The following is a 17918-nucleotide window of genomic DNA, read 5'->3' as shown; positions in this document are numbered from 1 at the left end:
GTCGGTCCATGTCCCTAGCCACGTACAAGGACCTGTGCATCGACGCGGCCGACCCGCACGCGCTCTCGGCCTTCTGGGGGCCGCTGCTCGGGTGGGAGTCGCACCCGCACGACGACGGTGACTCGTGCCTGCGCGTCGGTGACGAGGTCAAGGTCTGGATCAACCGGGTGCCCGAGCCGAAGACCGTGAAGAACCGGTTGCACCTCGACGTGAACGCCGAGTCGCTGCAGCCGGCTCTCGACGCGGGTGCCACGGTGCACGACGAGCAGCCACGGTGGACGGTGCTGCTGGACCCGGACGGCCAGGAGTTCTGCGTCTTCGTCCGCGACGAACCGGTGACCCAGCCGTTCTACGAGCTCGTGTGGGACGTCACGGGCGACGAGGATGCGGCGTTCCGGCTCGCGCAGTGGTGGGCCGAGACGCTCGGCGCCACCGCGGTCCGCGACGAGGGATGGAGCCACGTCGAGGGCATCGCCGGCCTGCCCTGTGAGTCGATCGTGTTCCAGCCCGTGCCCGAGGACAAGACGACGAAGAACCGGATCCACGTCGACGTGACCGCCGACGGGATCGGACCCCTCGTCGCTGCGGGCGCCACCTCGGTGCGCGAGAAGGGCGAGGACGGCATCGGCTGGACCGTCATGGTCGACCCGGCCGGTAACGAGTTCTGCGCCTTCACGCCGGGCTGAGGCCGCCGGCACACCTCCGGCCACACCTCCGGGCACAACCCCGGGCACAGCCCCGGGCACGGCCCCGGGTACACAGGAAGGCGGCCCTCCGAGGAGGACCGCCTTGCTGCTCGGGCCCGGGAAGCCGGGCCCTTGCTGGTGACCGTGTGAGGGACCGCGGCCACCGACCCGGCTCACCGCAGGATGCCGTTACCGACGTGGCGGCCCCACCACTTGCCAAGGCCCCAGGTGTCCCCGGCGAGCGTCGCGGCGAGAACCGCGATGCCCAGTGCCTCGATCCAGTGGCTGTCGACGAGCGGGTTCGTGTAGGCGCGGGTGGTGCCGAGGGGGAACTCCGCGAGGTACATCAGCGCGAGGAGGAGGCCGGCGGTCCAGGCGGCGATCTTGAGGCCGGCGCCGAAGAGGACTGCCACGCCGATGCCGAGCAGGCCGACCATGAACAGCCAGTCGGCCCAGGGACCGGCGATGTTCTTGAAGAAGCCTCCGAACGGGCCTTCGGCGCCCTTCATGAAGCCTTGCGCGGGGGTGCCGCCGTCGAGCCATCCCTTGTCGGCTGCGGTGCGGTAGCCCAGGCCGAAGAGCTTGTCGAAGAAGGGCCAGATGAAGGTGACGCCGAGCACGATGCGCAGACCGGCGAGCAGACGACGGGCCACGACCGAGCGGACCACCTCCTCCTGGAACGTCACGACGCCCTTCGTCGGGTCGTGGGCGGGCGACGTCGCGGTGTCGTCTGTGTCGCGGTGGATGGTGGCCATCGATCTCAACTCCAGAACCTGGTGTGTGTTCCGGCAGCTTCTCTGTCGGTACTACAAAGCGTAGTAGTGGAGGACCGGCACGCGCCACCGAACAGCGTGTGATCTGTGAGACAGCGGCCGAGAGCGCGTCAGCGGCGCGACCGGATCAGGGTCGGGACCTCGAACTCCCTTGGGGCGTCGGCGAGCTCCCGTACCAGGTCGGAGAGCGCGTCGAGCGACTTGCACACGGCGGCATACGACCCGTCGAGCCGGATCGGGCGACAGAGGATGCGCGTGCCGGCGTTGCGGATGACGATCTCCGACTCGGGCGCCCGGTCGCTGTTGCAGTGCACGAGCAGGCCGGTGGGCAGTCCCATGGCCGTCGTGTAGGCGACGAGCTCGAGGTAGTCACGCGAGGCCATGTAGCCGTCGGCACCCATCGAGTACTTCGCGTCACCAACGAGGACGACGTCGGCGCCGCGGCGCACGACGAGGTCGGGAGCCATCGTGACGGCACGGCCCTCGTCGAGCCACACGTCCTCGTCGCCCACGATGCGCATCTCGGGCGACAGGCGAAGGTCGAGCTCCTGGGCGATCCAGCGCTGGAAGAGGTCGTCCATGTCGACCATGAGGCTGTTCGCCTGCTGGTCACCGGCCTCGTGGCTCAGCGACATCGCCTGCAGGACGAGTCGGCTGAGGCGCATCGCGTCCTCGTAGTGCTCGTTGAGACGCGTGATCGGCAGCGGTGCGGTGTGCTTCGTCGCGGGCGTGTCGGCGACGCCGTCGAACCGGCCGAGCACGCGCAGCGCCTCGCGGCGCACGTGGGGCGCGAGCTGCGGCCAGCTGAGCATCGCCTGGAGGGTGCACCGGAACAGCTGGTTCTCGACGATGTCGGCGGTGAAGTCGTCGAAGCGGCACTGCGGCTCGGCCGCGCTCCACGGTCGGCGCGCGAACTCCTCCACGAGCAGGCGCCCGCGAATCGTGCGCATCCGCTCCTCGCGCGCCACGTAGCCGTGGACGAGGCCGCGCATCGTCGCCGAGTCGATGAGCCGGATCGCGAAGTAGGCGACGCCGTCGATGAGCTCGTCGGTGTCGCTCCACGTCACGTGCTCGTGGTCGAACGCGTCGGGCGAGACGCCGGCGCCGAGCATGGCGAAGAAGTTCGTGACCGAGACCTTCGGCATGACACGCACGACGAGACCCGGGACGGCGAGCGCCCCGACCCAGCTCGTCGCCCCGATCGTGACGACGTCGGGGTCGGCGGTCGCATGGATGACGAGCCGCTCGCCCGCTGCCGCCACGAGCGCCGCGCGGGTGTCGCGGGACAGCCGGACCGGCCCCGAGCGTCCGTGCTCGGGGATCGGGGCCAGCTCGATCGTCATGCGGCGGGTCAGGATCTCGTCAGGTCGAACTGGCCGTAGCGCGCCTTGACGTTGTCCCAACGGAACTGGGCCAGCTCGTGCTCGCGGCCGTAGAGCTGGTCCTCGATGAAGGGGTAGACGTTGTAGTCCCAGATGCGACGCAGCGTCGCCTCGTCCCCGTCGAGACCAGGGCGCATGAAGTAGCTGTGGCCGATCTGCAGGTGCGGACCGCGCAGCGCCCGACGCAGGTCCTCGTTGACGCGGTCGACGAGCTCAGCGACCCAGACGGGACCGTCGTGGGCCTCGAGCCAGCGACGGAGCAGCCCCTCCATGGGCCCGTCGTGGGGCATGAACGGCACGAAGTCGAACCGGCGGCGCAGGGCGGCGTCGACGAGTGCGATCGACCTGTCGGCGGTGTTCATGGTGCCGATGAAGTAGAGGTTCGGCGGTAGCTCGAAGCCCTCGTCGGGTCGGTAGCTCGTCTTGACCGAGTGCGAGCGGTACTCGAGGAGGAACAGCAGCTCACCGAAGACGCGCGGCAGGTTGGCGCGGTTGATCTCGTCGATGATCATGATGTGCGGCGTCAGCGGGTCGGCCTCGGCTGCCTCCGCGAGGAGGGCGAGCGGTCCCTTGCGCAGCTCGTACACCATCTGGCCCTGGTGGTCGATCTGCGGGCGGAAGCCCTCGAAGAAGTCCTCGTAGCTGCTGCTCGGGTGGAACTGGACGATGTCGCGTTTCGCCGGGTCTGGCTGCAGGGCCAGTGCGAAACGCTGGGCCAGGTAGGTCTTGCCGGTGCCGGGCGGGCCGTAGAAGATGACCTGCTTCTTCTCCTCGAGCAGCGCCCGGATCTCGCGGAGGAAGTCCTCCTCGATGAGCAGCTCCTGCGCGGCCTCGCCGAGCGCGTCGTGGTCGGGCATGAGCGCCTTGTCGGAGCGGCGCATGAGCCAGTACGCGAGCTGTGCCTGGCCCCAGGGGTCGTCCGGGAGGAGCGGGTCGAGGGTCTGCTTGAGCAGGGCGTTCGTCTCGACGTGCGTGCGACCCCGGGACTTGCCCTCGGTCCAGCGCGCCGGCCCCCCGAGCCGGCCGAGCATCGCGATCTTGCCGGAGTCGCCGCCGAGGGTGAACAGCGGGAGCCAGTGCTCCGGGTGCGCGATGGAGAAGAGCTTGAGCACGACGCTCTCGCCGAAACCCTGCACCGGCACGTCGTCGGAGCCGAGGACGCGGTTGATCCGCTCCTCGTCGCGACCCTCGCCCCAGAGCAGGTCGCGGACCATGACGCGCAGCTCGTCGATCCCCGCCGCGTCGAGGGCGTTGATGCTGCTGATGAGGACGGACTGCGCGCCGATGTCGCCGTAGCCGCGGGTCGACACGATGCGCTTGAAGGTCGGCAGGTCGAAGTCCTCGAGCCCCTCACGCGACAGGCATGCGGCGAAGACCCTCCGCTGCTCCTGGTGCCAGGCGTCGCGCTCGCTCGGGTAGGGCCGGTCGGTCTTGAAGATCTCGACCTCGCTCTCCAGGTCGACCATGGCGGCCAGCTCGAGGCTCGGGTCGTCCAGCGGGCCCCGCTGGCTCGAGGTCATGAACCGCAGCAGCGGCGTCAGGGTGCGGGCCGTCGCGATGATGTCGTCTGCGAAGTCGGCGCGGCCGAGCGCCTCCTCGCCCTTCCACCACCGGCCGACGAACGTCTCTCCCGACGGGTACTCGCGGCCCACGGGCTCGAGGCGGTCGGGCCGGCCGTCGTCGTGGACGCGGATGAAGGTCAGCCCGCGGGGCAGGTGCTCCTGCACGATCGTGCCGACCTCGCGGTGCTGCTGGTCGGACTCGCCCTCCCAGCCACCATGCAGACCGAACGCGACACCCGAGGGGGTGACCCAGAGGCGGAAGCCGGGAGCGCCGGCACCGCCCACGAGGATCCAGGCGGCATACAGGTCCGAGCGGTACGCCGCGTCCTCACCGGGGTGGTGCTGCAGCGCGAGCGTGGGGGCCTCGAGGTACAGGCCGGTCTCGCCGGAGAGCCGTTCGATGAGGCTGTCGGAAAGATGGTCGGCCTCGCCACGCAGCTGGCGGGCGAGGTCGGCTGCACGTTCCTCGCGCTTGCCGCTCGAGTAGCCGGTGGCCGGGCGGAAGTCCGCCGCGATCTCGGCGGCCTCGACGCACACGTCGAGCGCCTTGGGTGCGACGCCGACGAACGCCTCCGTCTCCTTGAGGTACCAGAGGATGCGCGCGGCATACCGCGGGTCCTCGGGACGCAGCGCCGCGCACAGGTCGGCGAACGCGACATACCGTTCCGCGTGGCTCAGGCCGCGCTCGAGCCAACCGAGCCGCTGGAGCATGTGCGGCGCGTTCTCCCACATGAGCGGCCACGCGCCGCCGTCGTCGGTCGACCAGAAGAGCGAGAGGACGTATGCCGTGTGGGCCGGTCCCGGGGCACGCTGACCGCGAGCGCCACCGCGGGCGAGGAACGCCTCCATGGCCTGGAGCTTGTCGGCGGCGTCCTGCGGGGAGGCCGGCGTCTGCAGGGCCAGCTTGAGCAGGTCGACGACCTCGGCGTACTCCTCCTCGGCGCGGCGGACGAGCGAGGCCAGCCAGGGCCCGCCCAAGGCGGCGAAGCCGACGTAGGGCCCGTCCTTGCGGGCCCACTGGTTCATCGCCTCCTTGAAGGCGACGAGGTCGCTGCTGGCGACGAGGTCGGCCAGGATCTCGCGCAGCTCGCCGTTGCGGGCGGCGCGCTCCGAGTCGAGCTCGGCGAAGAGGGCCTGGGCGTCCTTGTCGGCCTCGGCGGCACGCTCGATGAGCGCGTACTTCGCGCGCCAACGCTTGACGTCGACGCTGTCGGTGCGAGACATGGGGCTCCCTTGCACGCCCACTTCTTGGGCGAAATAGCTACTGCGCGCGTGGAGGTGCGCGCAGGACCGCGAAAAGGTTACCTGCCAGTCGCCCGTGCTCCGAAACTCGTGGGTGTCGCCCATGACCCCCGCGATCGCAGCGTCGAACGGCCCCTGACGGCAGCGAAGCGCCACCATTGTCGCCCGTCCTCGTGGGCACTTCGAAGGCGGGGGGTGCCTGTGGACGACGTGGCGTGCACGAGGTGCGGGTCGGGCAGGATCGTGAGAAGTTGCCGAGGTGGACGAAGGGTGCGAAACGCCCCTTCGCCTCGTAACCGCACGATGATCGACGATCGACAGGGGACGCCGATGACCGCAGCCGCACGCCCGGACCGACTGCGCCGACGCCGCACGCTGCTTCCGTATGCCGCCGCGCTGGCTGCTCTGCTCACCGTCACTGCCTGCACCGGCGGCGACCCCGGTCCGACGGCGACGACGCCGCCGGTCAGCACCACGTCGACGTCGACGACGGCGTCAGCGCCCCAGTCCACCACCGCGAGCCCGACGACGTCCGTGGACCCCGTCCTGGCCAAGATCCCCGCTGCTGCGCGGGAGAACGACGAAGACGGTGGCGCCGCGTACGTCCGCTACTACTTCAAACAACTCAACGTTGCATTCCGTTCGGCCGATAGTTCAGCAATCGAGCACCTTGCGTCGCCTGATTGCGTCACTTGCGTCGCCTTCTCCGATGGCGTGAGGCAACTGAAAGAAAAGGGTCGACGATACGGCGCGGACCTCGTCACAGTCTCAAACGTGTCACCACTCAACTTCACCGACGGAAATCGGCAGGTTCTATTAGACATCGACCAGCAAGCAGTGCCAATCCTGAACGCCTCTGGCGCCCGCGTGGACGTAACGCCAACGGGAAGAGCGTCATTCTTGGCTTCTCTGACGTTCCGTGACGATCACTGGACGATTAGCCGTTTGCAGAAGGTCAAGACGTGAAATATTGCAAACTGGCCGCCGCAGCGGTCCTCGTGGCGCTGACTCCTGCTACACCTGCCTCGGCTTCCGACAGGCCAAAGCCGGGCGAGCCGTGCGGGCTCGTCGTGCAATGCGATGTCGATGACACCGCTGCGCTCGCCAAGCTCATGCCGAGGTCCGAAGTCTTGGCCCTTGAGAAATTCCCCGGAGATAAGGGCAGCCCAGTCGTCGACCGCCCAGCAGACGCTCCACGCTACGAATACATATCCCTGAATGACTGTCCGCAGGCCAAGCCCGACAGCGCCACCGAGCAAGTTTCCTGTACACACGCTCTACGAGACTGTCCCGAAGGTGAGCTCGGGCCGCTTCTTCGCATCTGGCGACGCACGATCACGGCAGGTGAGGTGACCGAACCCTGGCGCACTCGGGGCCTGACCTGTGCCTCGGATGTGGCGCCGGGGGCGCGGCCGACGTTGACGATGGCTGATCTGAAGGCCCAGTTCATGCGGACGCCGTGGTCGAAGCCGCAGATCTCGAGCCAGCCCGCGGGCAACACGACGCTCGTCAACCTCCGCACGTTCTACAAGGTCAACTGGACGGGCAAGGGGTTCCAGCCAGGTGAGGTCGACCGCTCCGTCCTGCGTGGGATCCCCGTGCAGATCCGTCCCAAGCTCATCGGGTTCACCTACGTGTTCGGCGACGGGTCGAGTGTCGGCCCGACGACCTCGAGCGGCGGCGTCTACCCGGACGGCGACATCACCCACGTCTACCGGTCGAAGGGGACGTTCCCGGTGCACGTCGACACGAAGTTCGGCGCTGAGTTCAGCCTCGACGGGTCGACGTGGGACGAGATCCCGTCAACCGTGACCGTGGCAGGACCCAGCACGACGGTGACGGTCCGGCAGGCCAAGAGCGTCCTCGTCAACCGCTGACCCATCCGTGCCGGCCCACGCCGAACCGCCGGGAAGGGCGGGCACTGTGCTCGGGCACGCTGTGCACTGGGTCGCTGGATGACTCAGGCGGAGCTCCGGGCCCGCGGGCGAGGTCATGCCCCTGGTGAGTCACCTGATGACTCAGTGCACAGGGGATGACTCGGTCCACCTCGAGGGCCAGACCCGCGAGCACGGCCGCTAGCGGGATCAGGGCGCTTCAGTCCAGCGCGCTTCAGCTCGGAGGATCTCAGCCCGGCGCACCTCAGTCCGGCGCACTTCGGTCGCGAGCGCGCGGGTCCTCGGCTGGTTCGCCGTTTGGTGAGGGCGCCGTGGCTTCGGACTCGGCCTCGACGGCAGCCACGGTCTCGGGCTCGCCGACCCCCGCGACGTCACCAGTCGGGGTGGCCGCACGCACGGGTGGGATGTTCACGGTTCGTGCGACCTCGGCGTCAACTTCGTCGTGGGCCAGCAGGGCGTCCTCGTCCTCGGCGTCGCGCATCCAGCCCTCGGCAGGCCCGATCTCCGCAGACGGTGGTGTGGGCGTGCCACCGAACGCGCTGGAGTCGTCGCCCTCGTCAGTCTGGTCGACGCGATCGAGGTCCTCGGGTCGGTCCGCCTCGCGGCGCGCGGTCAGGACCCACGTGACCGCGGCGCCGAGAACGGCGGCGGCCCCCACGAGCAGCCACGTCATCGCAGGACCTCCCTGGAGCCGTCCCGCGCGACCCGCCCGCGGACCGCGATCGCGACGAGGGACCCCAGGACGAAGCCCACGACGCTCCACAGGAAGACGCTGAGGAAGCCACGGTCGTTCAGGCCGACCAGACCGAGGGCGGTGCTCACCACGACGAGCGCCGCCCACCACGCCACTCCGAGGTCCACGCGCTCACGCGGTCGCGCGGTGACCGCCCTGCTCGCGTGCGCGTTCACGGCCATCGCTCCTCCACGGGTCGGCGTCACGGCCGCGACAGCGACCGCTCTCTGGACGCTACCCCCGTACCCGCACAGGGGGCGAGGGGACGTCGCCGCCGCTTCCGCCGGCCTCGACGTCCCCCTCGCCACCTGGCTCACGCCGCGGCGCTGTCGCCCTCCGCGGGAAGGACCGCCACCGCTTCCGGGGCCGCGATGGCCACGCCCTGCAGCGTGAACCCGGCAGTGCGGCAGGCTCCTTCGAACGCGGCGCGCAGGTCGCGGTCTCGCGGCGTCGGCGTGACCCGGCCCGGCCGGGCGATGACCATCACGACGTCGTGCACGTCGTGACGGGCCACCTCGGACAGGAGGAGAGTCACGCCCTCGAGCACCTGCGCCACGTCGACGCGGCGCGGCTCGTCGGGCAGGCAGATGGGTTGGAGCAGCCTGCCGTTCGGGTGGCAGAGCAGCAGGTACGTCGCCCCCTCGGACCGTGACTGCTCCGTCGCGATGAGGTCGACGACCCCTTCGAAGACGTCCGGGTCGGTGATCGGTCGCTGGGCCCAGTCCCTGGGAAGTTCGTCGAAGCGCATGCGTCGAGGATGGCTGCCACCGGTGACAGCCGGTGCCCGTCGTCCACACCCCTCCGGCCGGCGGCCTCACGCTTCCCGTCACATGGGTGGCGTGTACCGCCCGTCGATCACGGTCCAGCCGCCGTCCACGAAGAGCTGGCTGCCGGTGACGAACGACGACGCGTCGGAGGCGAGGTACACCACGGCTCCGGCCAGCTCGTCCGGCCGCGACCAACGGCCCAGGGCGCTCTTGCTCGCGTACGCCTCCGACCACTCGGGTACCGCCCGGATCTGCGCCGTGAGCGGCGTGTCGACGATGCCGGGCGCGATGGCATTCACCCGCACCCCCTGCTGCCCCAGCTCGGCCGCAGCCGTGCGCAGCAGCTGCACGAGACCCGCCTTCGTCGCCGCGTAGACGCCCTGGCCGGGCTCCACCGTCACGGCCCGGATGGAGCTGAAGCCGATGATGCTGCCACGCCCGCGCTGCGCCATCCCGGCCCCGAAGGCCCGCACGAGGTCGAACGAGGCACGCAGGTTGAGTCCGACGACACGGTCGAACTCCTCCCCGGTGTAGTCCAGCACGCGCTTGCGCACGTTCGTCGCCGCGGTGAAGACGAGGATGTCGACGTCGCCGAGGTCGACCGCCGCCCGCGCCACGGCATCGGCGTCCATGACGTCCAGCTCGTATGCCGCGGAGCCCGCTCCCAGGGCTGCCGTCTGCTCAGCGGCCGGCAGGTCACGGTCGACACAGACGACCTCGGCGCCCTGCGCCGCGAGGGCCAGGGCGCTCTCGCGTCCGATACCGCTTCCGGCACCGACGACGACGGCACGACGCCCGTCGAGCCGGAAGAGCCGGGTGTAGTCGGGTCGGTCGGTCACGGTGCTGCCCCCTCTCCGATGGCAGGGGCCGGTGTCGTGGCCGTCGGCGTCGACGCCGATGGCCGGATGATCGCCATTCGCGTCACGGTCAGCTCCTCGATGGCGAAGCGAGGACCCTCGCGCCCGACACCGCTGTCCTTGACACCGCCGTAGGGCATCACGTCGGAGCGGAACCCCGGCACCTCGTTGACGACCACCCCGCCGGTCTCGATGCGGTCGATCGCGGTGAACGCGCTGCCGAGCCCCTCGGTGAAGACGCTCGCGTGCAGGCCGTACCGCGACCTGTTCACCACCTCGATCGCGGCGTCGAGGTCCGGCACCGAGCGCACCACGACGACAGGGCCGAAGACCTCCTCGTCCCACGCGAGCTCACCGTCAGGCACGTCGAGCAGCACCGTGGGCTCGATGATGCCGTCGCGCACCGAGCCACCGTGCACCACCGTCGCTCCGGCGCGCCGCGCCGTCTCGACCCAAGACATCACACGCTCGGTCGACCGCGCGTCGATGAGCGCCGACACCCGCGTCGTCTCGTCACGCGGGTCCCCGACGACGACCTCGGCCATCCGGGCCGACAGCGCCTCCAGGAAGGCGGCCCTCGCCTCCTCGACGACGACGACCCGCTGCACGCTGATGCAGGCCTGGCCGGAGGCGTAGTAGCCGCCTCGCACGACCGCGTTCGCAGCCGCCTCGACATTCGCATCGGCCGCGACCACGAGGGCCGAGTTCGAACCCAGCTCGAGCAGCACCTTGGTCGGCGCGGCGTCACGGGCGATGGCGTGACCGACCGCGGCGGAGCCCGTGAACGACACGGCGCCGACCCGCCGGTCGGTCGTCAGGGCGACCCCGACGTCGACCCCGCCCGTGACGAGCTGCACGGCGCCGCGCGGCGCACCCGCGGCGGCCAGCGCCTCGCGCACGATGTGCACGAGCCAGAGCGTGGCGAGCGGGGTCTGCGGCGCCGGCTTGATGATGACCGGGCAACCGGCCGCGAGGGCTGGCGCGAGCTTGTGCGTCGCCAGCAGCAGCGGGTAGTTGTAGCCGGCGATGCCGACGACCACGCCGATCGGCTTGCGGACCCAGAAGCCGATCAGCCCCTCGCCGCTCGGCAGGAGGTCGAGCGGCACGGTCTCCCCGTGCAGCCTGGCGACCTCCTCGGCCGCGGTGGCCAGCGTGAGAAGAGTGCGGTCGACCTCCACCCGGCAGTCGACGAGCGGTTTGCCCGTCTCCAGCACGAGCAGCCGCTCGAACTCCACGCGCCGCTCGGCAACGACACGGTGCGCCTCGGCCAGTGCCGTCCGGCGCACGTGCGACGGCAGCGAGCCGACGCGCTCACGCAGTTGGAAGGCATGCGAGACCGCTTGCCTGGCAAGCTCGCTGGTTCCGACCGGCGCATCGGCGACACGCTCGCCCGTGAACGGGAAGGTCACGGCCGTGGTCTGTTCGACGTCGACCCACGAGTCGCCGACGGGCAGGCCGGATGGATGTTCTGGCGTGTGGATGGTGGTCACCGTCCGTCTCCCAGTAGGTCCGAGGCGCCGGCGCCCTCGAGGGCACGGCGCATGCTGGGCGCCGCCCGGAGGAGGCGCTGGGTGTAGGGGTGCTGCGGGTCGTCGAAGATCTGCTCCGTCGGCCCGGTCTCGACGATCTCGCCGTCGCTCATGACGGCGACCCGGTCACAGACGTGTCGCACCACCGAGAGGTCGTGCGAGACGAAGACCAAGGTGAGGCCCAGGTCGCCCACGAGGTCGATGATGAGGTTGAGCACCTGAGCGCGCACGGACACGTCGAGGGCGCTGACCGGCTCGTCCGCGAGCAGGATCGACGGAGAAGGGGCGAGAGCGCGCGCGATGGAGATGCGTTGGCGCTGGCCGCCGGAGAACTGGTGCGGGAAGCGGTCAGCCGCCTCGGCCGGCAGCCCGACGGCATCGAGCAGCTCTGCCACCCGCTTCGCCTGACCCGGAAGCCGTTGCGCGACAAGCGGCTCGGCGATGATGTCGCGCACTCGCATGCGCGGGTCGAGCGAGCCCATCGGGTCCTGGAACACGAGCTGGAGGTTCGACCGGAGGAAACCGAGGTCGCTCTCGCGCCGGCCCGTGACCTCCATGCCCTCGACGAAGATCTCCCCGCTCGTCGGCCGGTCGAGGGCCGCGAGCAACCGCATCAGCGTCGACTTGCCGCACCCCGACTCCCCCACGATCCCGAAGCGCTCACCGCGCTCGACGTCGAACGACACGCCCTTGAGCGCCTCGACGACGGGACCCTTCTGCCGCAGGGACGTTCGGGGCCGGTGGTACGACCGACGCACGTCGCTCACGCTGATCGCCGCGGTCATCGCGCGACCTCCTGTCCGGCGGGGTGGATGCACGCGTACCCGTGGCCGGGATCGCTGCCGGTCCACGGCGGCAGCACGGCGCACTCGCTCGTGGCGTAGTCGCACCGGCTGCGGAACACGCAGCCGTCCGGGAACGCCCCGGCCGGCGGCACCGAGCCGCGGATCGTGGGCAGTCGGCCGCCGGGCTCTGCGGTGTCGAGGTCGGATGCCGCGAGCAGGCCCTGCGTGTACCGGTGCCGAGGGCGGCGGAAGACCTCCTCGACCGGCCCGGCCTCGACGACCCGGCCGCCGTACATGACCAGCACCCGCTCGCACACGGTGGCGACGACCGACAGGTCGTGCGTGATGAAGAGCATGGCCGCATCGCGTGCCGTGACGCCGCGGACGATGAGGTCGAGCACACGTGCCTGCACGGTCACGTCGAGGGCCGTCGTCGGCTCGTCGCAGACGAGCAGGGCCGGGTCGTTGGCCAGTGCGATGGCGAGGACCACGCGCTGGCGCTGGCCACCCGAGAGCTGGTGCGGGTAGGCGCGAGCGGCGTCGGCCGGGTTCGGCAGACCCACCTGGTCGAGCAGCTCGACCGTCCGGCTGCGCACTCCGGCGCGGTCGGTACGGGCCCCGCCGGCACGCGATGACCGGCCGGCGTGGATGGTGATCGCCTCCGCGACCTGGTCGCCGACGCGCATCGTCGGGTTGAGCGCCGTCATCGGCTCCTGGAACACCATCGCGACGTCCCGCCCCCGCACCTGCGCGAGGTCGCGCTCGCGCGCACCGACGAGGTCGTACCCCACACCGGCGAGGCGCACCGAGCCGCCGATCCGGGCGTCCTCGGGAAGCAGCCCGAGCAGCGCGAGGCTCGTCAGCGACTTGCCCGACCCGGACTCCCCGATGAGCCCGACGCGCTCGCCGCGGTCGATGGTGAAGCTGACGTCGTGCAGCAGGTGGAACCGCCCGAGCCGCACGTCGAGACCCTCCACGTCGAGCACTCTCGAAGAGCCGGATACCGCTGGGCTCTGTTGCGTTGCAACGGCGCTCATCGTCGGTCCTCCAGTCGCGGGTCGTAGTGGTCGCGCAGGCCGTCACCGAGCAGGTTGAACCCGAGCACGGCCAGCGCGATGGCGACGCCCGGGATGATGGCGAGGCGCGGGGCCGCGAAGAGCAGCTCCTGGCTCTCCTGGAGCATCCGGCCCCAGCTCGGCGTCGGCGGGGGCGTTCCGTAACCGAGGAACGACAGGGCGGCCTCGGCCAGCACGGCGATGGCGAAGGAGACCGACGCCTGCACGATGACGAGCCCGCTGACGTTGGGCAGCACGTGGCGCAGCCCGATCGCCCACGGCCCGCGCCCGGCCGCGCGCGCCGCCAGGACGTACTCGGTGCTGAGCACCTGGAGCGCGCCACTGCGCACCAGACGCACGAAGCTCGGCACGGACGCGATGCCGATGGCGACCATCGCGACGAGGGTGCTGCCCCCGTACACGGCGGTGAACATGATGGCGAGGAGCAGCGCGGGGAAGGCGAGCAGCAGGTCGATGCCGCGCATCAGCGTCTCGCCGAGCCACCGCGGCGCCATCGCGGCGACGATGCCGAGCGGCACGCCGATGACCCCGGCGACGCCGACCGCGACGATGCCGACGAAGAGGGTCGTGCGGGCCCCGACGAGAATCTGGCTGAGAACGTCGCGGCCGAGCTTGTCGGTGCCGAGGAGGTGCCCGGCGTCGCCCACGCCACGCAGCCGTGCGGCGGCGTCGACGAACGTCGGGTCGTACGGCGTCCACACGAACGAGACGACCGCCATGAGTGCGACGAGGCCGACGATCGCGGCTCCGACGAAGAAGCTGGCACCCGGCCGGCGGCGCACCGGCGAGCCGGCGACAGCGACGTCCACCACGGGGACTGCCGAGACGGGAGCGTCGAGCGACGCTGCCGGACGGATCGGTTCGGAGCTCATCGGGCAGCCACCTTCAGTCTCGGGTCGATGACGAGGTAGAGCAGGTCGACGACGAAGTTGACGAACAGCACGGCGAAGACGAGGAGCATGACGACGTCCTGGACGAAGATCAGGTCGCGGTTGCTCACCTGGTCGAGGAGCAGGCTGCCGAGACCCGGGATGACGAACACCCGCTCGACGACGACAGCCCCGATGAGCAGGGTCGCGAGCTGAAGGGCGAGGACCGTCACGACCGGGATGGCGGCGTTGCGGAATCCGTGCCGCCGCAGGGCCCGCGCCCGGCTGAGCCCCTTCGCCCGCGCGGTGCGGATGTAGTCCTCCCGCTGCACGTCGAGGATGGCGCTGCGCACGTAGCGCGTCAGCACCGCCCCCTGGACGAGGCCGAGGGACAGCACGGGCAGGATGAGCTGGCGCAGGAACTGGGCGGGGTCCTCGTTCGGCGGTGTCCAGCCGTTGGCCGGCAGCCACTGCAGCTTCACGGCGAACACGGTGATGAGCAGGATGCCGGCGAGGAACGCGGGCACGGCGACACCCACCTGCGAGATGGCCGAGAGGACGAGGCCGCTCGGTCGGCGGTGGCGCAGCGCCATCAGCGTGCCGAACGGCACGGCGATGACGACGGCGAGCACCATCGCGCAGATGACGAGCCACATCGTCACCTGCAGGCGGTCGACGATCTGCGGAGCGATCTCGGCCCTGGACACGTAGCTCGTGCCGAGGTCGAACCGCACGAGCCCACCGACCCAGGAGAGGTACTGGGCCACGAGGGGGCGGTCGAGCCCGAACTCCTGGCGCAGCTGGGTGACCGCCGCCTCCGACGCGTTGACGCCGAGGGCGACGCGGGCGGGGTCGCCCGGCAGCAGCACCATGAAGGCGAAGACGAGCACGGAGCTGACGACGAGGCTGGCGAGCAGGATCGCGGTGCGTCTGACGATCTGGAGCAGCATGGTGTCCTGTCGAGGTCGCGCGGCGGGTGGAGGTGGTCGGGGTGGAGTCGGTCGAGTGAGAGGCTGCGATGCCCCGGCCGGCGACGCGGCCGGGGCGTCACACGTCAGGAGCGGGCGAGACCGCTCAGGTCGAACGACTCGGTGATGGCGTTCTTCGGCAGGCCGGTGATGCCCTTCTCGGCGACGATGAGGTTCGGCAGCAGGAAGAGGAAGTCGCCGGCGGCATCCTGCGACAGCTCCTTGGCGGCCTTCTTCATGAGCGTCACCTGCTCCTCCGGTGTGCCGGCGTCGGCGGCTGCGAGGTCGCTCTGCAGCTGCTTGTTGTCGTAGCGCGTGTAGTACTTCGGGTCACCGAACACGGCGGGCAGGTCGCGCGGCTCGACGTGCGCGACGATCGACATGTCGTAGTCGGCGTCGGTGAACACCGTCGTCAGCCACACGGCCGGGAACTCGAGCTGGTCGAGGGTCACCTTGAAGCCGGCCTGCTCGAGCTGGCTCTTGACGACCTGGCCGCATGAGACGGCGTAGGGCAGCGACGGGATGCGCAGTCGCACCGGCGTGGCAGCCGCGTTCGTCTCGGCGACGAGAGCCTTGGCCTTCGCGAGGTCGTGCGGGTACAGGCTGGTCAGGTCCTCGTACCACGGGTCGGTCGGCGGCACCATGCTGCCGATCAGGGTGCCTCGCCCCGCCCAGCAGGTGTCGAGCAGGGCCTTGTGGTCGATGGCGTACCGCGCCGCCTGGCGCACCTTGAGGTCGTCGAACGGTGCCTTGCCGTTGTTGAACGAGAGCAGCACCTCGCCGTTCGTCGTGCCCTCGATGATCTGGTACTTGTCGTTGCCCTCGAACTGCGCGAGCGACTCCGGTGCCTGCACCGTGCCGATGACGTTGATCGTGCCCGTGAGCAGGGCGTTGTTGAGCGCCGTCGGGTCCTTGAAGTACTTGAGCGTGACCTGCTCGAAGTACGGCTTGGTGCCCCAGTAGCTCGGGTTCGCCTTGAGGCTGATGGAGTCGCCCCGCTTCCACGTCTGGAAGACGTACGGGCCGGTGCCCACGGGCTTCGTGGCGAGGTCGGCCACGCCCTTCTCGGTCATCATCGCGCCGACGCGGGTCGACATCTTGTAGAGCCAGTTGTTGCTCGGCTTGCTGAGCGTCACCTGCAGCTGCGTGTCACTGAGCGCCTTGGCGTCCTGCACAACCTCCATCGACGCCTTGAGGGAGACCGTCCAGTCCGTCTTGACCCGGTTGATCGAGAACGCGGCGTCCTTGGCCGTGAAGGGCTGCCCGTCGCTGAACTTCGCGTTGTCGACGAGGTCGAAGGTGTAGGTCTTGCCGTCGTCGCTGACCTTGTACGCCTTGGCGAGGGCCGGCTTGATCTGTCCGTCCTGGTCGACCTTGACGAGCGTCTCGTAGACGTTGTCGAGGAGGGCCTGCGGGATCGCGGCGCCGTCCTTCGTGGTGAAGTCGAGGCTGGCAGGCTCCGCGACGAGGCCGACGGTGAGGTTCTTGTCGGCCCCTGCTCCACCGTTGCCACCGGTGCCGCCGGACGTCGACGTGCCCGACCCGGCCGAGCAGGCGGCCGTGAGGGCGAGGAGCAGGACGCTGGCCGCTGCCATGCCCGTGCGGGTGTGCTTCATCGTGTCTCCATCTCGTGCAGGACCGCGGCGCCGAGCTGGGAGGTGCTCGCCGAGCCACCGAGGTCTGGGGTGTGGTTGACCGGTGTGGTCAGGGTTGCAGCCAGGGCCTCCCGGACAGCCTTGGCCGCGGCCTCGTGGCCGAGGTCGTCGAGGAGCATCGCGCCGGAGAGGATGCAGGCCGTCGGGTTGGCGATGCCACGTCCCGCGATGTCGGGTGCGGAGCCGTGCACCGGCTCGTAGACGCCGGGCACGTCACTGCCGGGCAGGATGTTCGCGCTCGGCGCCATCCCCATCCCGCCGGCGAGGACGGCGGCGAGGTCGCTGAGGATGTCGCCGAAGAGGTTGCCCGCGAGCAGCACGTCGAGCGAGCGGGGACTCTGCACCATGCGCGCTGCCATGGCGTCGACGAGCACGATCTCGAGCTCGACGTCGGGATGGCGCTGCCCGACCTCGCGTACGACGGCGTCCCAGAGCGGGTAGCCGTGCTTCATCGCGTTCGACTTCGTGACCAGCGCGAGCCGTCCGGTGCGCTGCTCGGCGAGGCTGAAGGCGTGCTCCGCGGCACGCTCTATGGCACGGCGCGAGTGGACGGCCACCTCGATGCCGAGGTCGTGGCCGGTGCCGGCGTGGGCGAGGCCACCTGCGCCGACGTACTCACCCTCGGTGTTCTCCCGCACGATCACCAGGTCGACACCCTCGACGTCGCGCACCTTGCTCGGCACGCCGGGGAACGCGCGTACGGGGCGGATGTTGACGGCGAGGTCGAGCTGCTGGCGCAGCCCGATGATCAGGCCCCAGACCAGCTCGTGGTCGGGCACGTCGGGACGTCCCACCGCCCCGAAGAGTGCCGCGTCGTGGGCCCGGATGGTGCTCGCGCCGTCGGCCGGCATGGCCGCACCTTCCCGGAGGAACCGCTCACCGCCCCAGTCGAGCTCGGTGGTCTCGAGCCGTTCCCCCTGCTGCTCGAGAGCGGCACGCAACACCGGCACGGTGGCCGCGACGACCTCGGGCCCGACACCGTCGCCAGGGATCACTGCGAGTCGCACCGTCATGGTTCTCCGTCCGTCCGGATGGGTCGTCGTCGACCCAGCCTCATCCACTGGTCTGACCAGTGGACTTTTCTGCATTGACAGGTACGGTTGCTCTCATCAGGCCGGATGTCAAGGGTTCGTCCGGTC

The 17918-nt window shown here is 70.2% G+C and carries 17 protein-coding genes; 3 read left to right on the top strand and 14 right to left on the bottom strand.

Going from position 1 to position 17918, the window contains the following annotated elements; genetic code table 11:
• Positions 1–8 precede the first annotated feature (8 nt).
• A complete protein-coding gene (locus tag ACFQU3_RS07065) occupies positions 9–686 on the top strand; it encodes a VOC family protein (protein WP_385908105.1) in 678 nt (225 codons plus the stop codon).
• A gap of 173 nt (positions 687–859) precedes the next feature.
• Here ACFQU3_RS07065 and ACFQU3_RS07060 read toward each other — a convergent pair whose 3' ends face one another.
• From ACFQU3_RS07060 to ACFQU3_RS07050, 3 genes are all read right to left on the bottom strand, one after another.
• Positions 860–1441 carry a DoxX family protein gene (locus tag ACFQU3_RS07060; protein ID WP_385908103.1) on the bottom strand — a complete coding sequence of 194 codons (582 nt, stop codon included), beginning with the start codon at positions 1439–1441 and terminating at the stop codon, positions 860–862.
• A gap of 128 nt (positions 1442–1569) precedes the next feature.
• Positions 1570–2802 (bottom strand): McrC family protein, encoded by a 1233-nt coding sequence (locus tag ACFQU3_RS07055; RefSeq protein ID WP_385908102.1) that lies wholly within the window; start codon positions 2800–2802, stop codon positions 1570–1572.
• 8 nt (positions 2803–2810) lie between these two features.
• The gene (locus tag ACFQU3_RS07050; protein ID WP_385908100.1) at positions 2811–5627 is read right to left on the bottom strand and encodes an McrB family protein; all 2817 of its coding nucleotides are present in this window, start codon (positions 5625–5627) and stop codon (positions 2811–2813) included.
• 348 nt (positions 5628–5975) lie between these two features.
• Here ACFQU3_RS07050 and ACFQU3_RS07045 point away from each other — a divergent pair, with 348 nt between their 5' ends.
• Positions 5976–6611 carry a DUF6318 family protein gene (locus tag ACFQU3_RS07045; protein ID WP_385908098.1) on the top strand — a complete coding sequence of 212 codons (636 nt, stop codon included), beginning with the start codon at positions 5976–5978 and terminating at the stop codon, positions 6609–6611.
• 458 nt (positions 6612–7069) lie between these two features.
• On the top strand, positions 7070–7522 hold the full coding sequence (locus tag ACFQU3_RS07040; RefSeq protein ID WP_385908096.1) for a hypothetical protein: 453 nt from the start codon (positions 7070–7072) through the stop codon (positions 7520–7522).
• A 262-nt stretch (positions 7523–7784) separates the two neighbouring features.
• Here the strand turns inward: ACFQU3_RS07040 and ACFQU3_RS07035 are convergent, their stop codons facing one another.
• The 11 genes from ACFQU3_RS07035 to ACFQU3_RS06985 all read right to left on the bottom strand — a co-directional run bounded on the left by ACFQU3_RS07035 (position 7785) and on the right by ACFQU3_RS06985 (position 17792).
• On the bottom strand, positions 7785–8213 hold the full coding sequence (locus ACFQU3_RS07035; protein WP_385908094.1) for a hypothetical protein: 429 nt from the start codon (positions 8211–8213) through the stop codon (positions 7785–7787).
• Entirely contained in the window at positions 8210–8449 is a 240-nt protein-coding gene (locus ACFQU3_RS07030) for a hypothetical protein (RefSeq protein WP_385908092.1), read from the bottom strand. Before ACFQU3_RS07030 ends, ACFQU3_RS07035 begins: the two co-directional genes overlap by 4 nt.
• Before the next feature lie 137 nt (positions 8450–8586).
• Positions 8587–9021, bottom strand: a complete 435-nt coding sequence (locus ACFQU3_RS07025; RefSeq protein ID WP_385908090.1) for a hypothetical protein — start codon at positions 9019–9021, stop codon at positions 8587–8589.
• 78 nt (positions 9022–9099) lie between these two features.
• Positions 9100–9879, bottom strand: coding sequence for an SDR family NAD(P)-dependent oxidoreductase (locus ACFQU3_RS07020; RefSeq protein WP_385908088.1), 780 nt, complete (start codon positions 9877–9879; stop codon positions 9100–9102).
• Positions 9876–11387, bottom strand: a complete 1512-nt coding sequence (locus ACFQU3_RS07015; RefSeq protein WP_385908086.1) for an aldehyde dehydrogenase family protein — start codon at positions 11385–11387, stop codon at positions 9876–9878. The genes ACFQU3_RS07020 and ACFQU3_RS07015 overlap by 4 nt, the downstream gene beginning before the upstream one ends.
• Positions 11384–12211, bottom strand: a complete 828-nt coding sequence (locus ACFQU3_RS07010) for an ATP-binding cassette domain-containing protein (protein WP_385908084.1) — start codon at positions 12209–12211, stop codon at positions 11384–11386. The genes ACFQU3_RS07015 and ACFQU3_RS07010 overlap by 4 nt, the downstream gene beginning before the upstream one ends.
• The gene (locus ACFQU3_RS07005) at positions 12208–13188 is read right to left on the bottom strand and encodes an ABC transporter ATP-binding protein (protein ID WP_385908082.1); all 981 of its coding nucleotides are present in this window, start codon (positions 13186–13188) and stop codon (positions 12208–12210) included. The genes ACFQU3_RS07010 and ACFQU3_RS07005 overlap by 4 nt, the downstream gene beginning before the upstream one ends.
• Positions 13189–13244: 56 nt before the next feature.
• Complete coding sequence (locus tag ACFQU3_RS07000) at positions 13245–14159, bottom strand: ABC transporter permease (protein WP_385908081.1); 915 nt, start codon at positions 14157–14159, stop codon at positions 13245–13247.
• Positions 14156–15106: an ABC transporter permease gene (locus tag ACFQU3_RS06995; RefSeq protein WP_385908080.1), complete on the bottom strand. Its 951-nt coding sequence runs from the start codon at positions 15104–15106 to the stop codon at positions 14156–14158. Before ACFQU3_RS06995 ends, ACFQU3_RS07000 begins: the two co-directional genes overlap by 4 nt.
• A 104-nt stretch (positions 15107–15210) precedes the next feature.
• Positions 15211–16740: an ABC transporter substrate-binding protein gene (locus ACFQU3_RS06990; protein WP_385908078.1), complete on the bottom strand. Its 1530-nt coding sequence runs from the start codon at positions 16738–16740 to the stop codon at positions 15211–15213.
• The gene (locus ACFQU3_RS06985) at positions 16737–17792 is read right to left on the bottom strand and encodes an isocitrate/isopropylmalate dehydrogenase family protein (protein ID WP_385908076.1); all 1056 of its coding nucleotides are present in this window, start codon (positions 17790–17792) and stop codon (positions 16737–16739) included. The genes ACFQU3_RS06990 and ACFQU3_RS06985 overlap by 4 nt, the downstream gene beginning before the upstream one ends.
• Positions 17793–17918 lie beyond the last annotated feature (126 nt).

The organism is Terrabacter sp. GCM10028922, from assembly GCF_042666095.1.
GTDB lineage: Bacteria > Actinomycetota > Actinomycetes > Actinomycetales > Dermatophilaceae > Terrabacter.
Note: the sequence above shows the minus strand (reverse complement) of the source record. Positions and strands in the feature narration are given on the sequence as shown.

Excerpts from the sequence above, each read along its gene's own strand:
- ACFQU3_RS07065 (WP_385908105.1), top strand. The coding sequence starts at position 9 with ATGTCCCTAGCCACGTACAAGGACCTGTGCATCGACGCGGCCGACCCG.
- ACFQU3_RS07045 (WP_385908098.1), top strand. The coding sequence starts at position 5,976 with ATGACCGCAGCCGCACGCCCGGACCGACTGCGCCGACGCCGCACGCTG.
- ACFQU3_RS06985 (WP_385908076.1), bottom strand. The coding sequence starts at position 17,792 with ATGACGGTGCGACTCGCAGTGATCCCTGGCGACGGTGTCGGGCCCGAG.
- ACFQU3_RS07050 (WP_385908100.1), bottom strand. The coding sequence starts at position 5,627 with ATGTCTCGCACCGACAGCGTCGACGTCAAGCGTTGGCGCGCGAAGTAC.
- ACFQU3_RS07035 (WP_385908094.1), bottom strand. The coding sequence starts at position 8,213 with ATGACGTGGCTGCTCGTGGGGGCCGCCGCCGTTCTCGGCGCCGCGGTC.
- ACFQU3_RS06995 (WP_385908080.1), bottom strand. The coding sequence starts at position 15,106 with ATGCTGCTCCAGATCGTCAGACGCACCGCGATCCTGCTCGCCAGCCTC.
- ACFQU3_RS06990 (WP_385908078.1), bottom strand. The coding sequence starts at position 16,740 with ATGAAGCACACCCGCACGGGCATGGCAGCGGCCAGCGTCCTGCTCCTC.
- ACFQU3_RS07010 (WP_385908084.1), bottom strand. The coding sequence starts at position 12,211 with ATGACCGCGGCGATCAGCGTGAGCGACGTGCGTCGGTCGTACCACCGG.
- ACFQU3_RS07000 (WP_385908081.1), bottom strand. The coding sequence starts at position 14,159 with ATGAGCTCCGAACCGATCCGTCCGGCAGCGTCGCTCGACGCTCCCGTC.
- ACFQU3_RS07060 (WP_385908103.1), bottom strand. The coding sequence starts at position 1,441 with ATGGCCACCATCCACCGCGACACAGACGACACCGCGACGTCGCCCGCC.
- ACFQU3_RS07040 (WP_385908096.1), top strand. The coding sequence starts at position 7,070 with ATGGCTGATCTGAAGGCCCAGTTCATGCGGACGCCGTGGTCGAAGCCG.
- ACFQU3_RS07025 (WP_385908090.1), bottom strand. The coding sequence starts at position 9,021 with ATGCGCTTCGACGAACTTCCCAGGGACTGGGCCCAGCGACCGATCACC.
- ACFQU3_RS07055 (WP_385908102.1), bottom strand. The coding sequence starts at position 2,802 with ATGACGATCGAGCTGGCCCCGATCCCCGAGCACGGACGCTCGGGGCCG.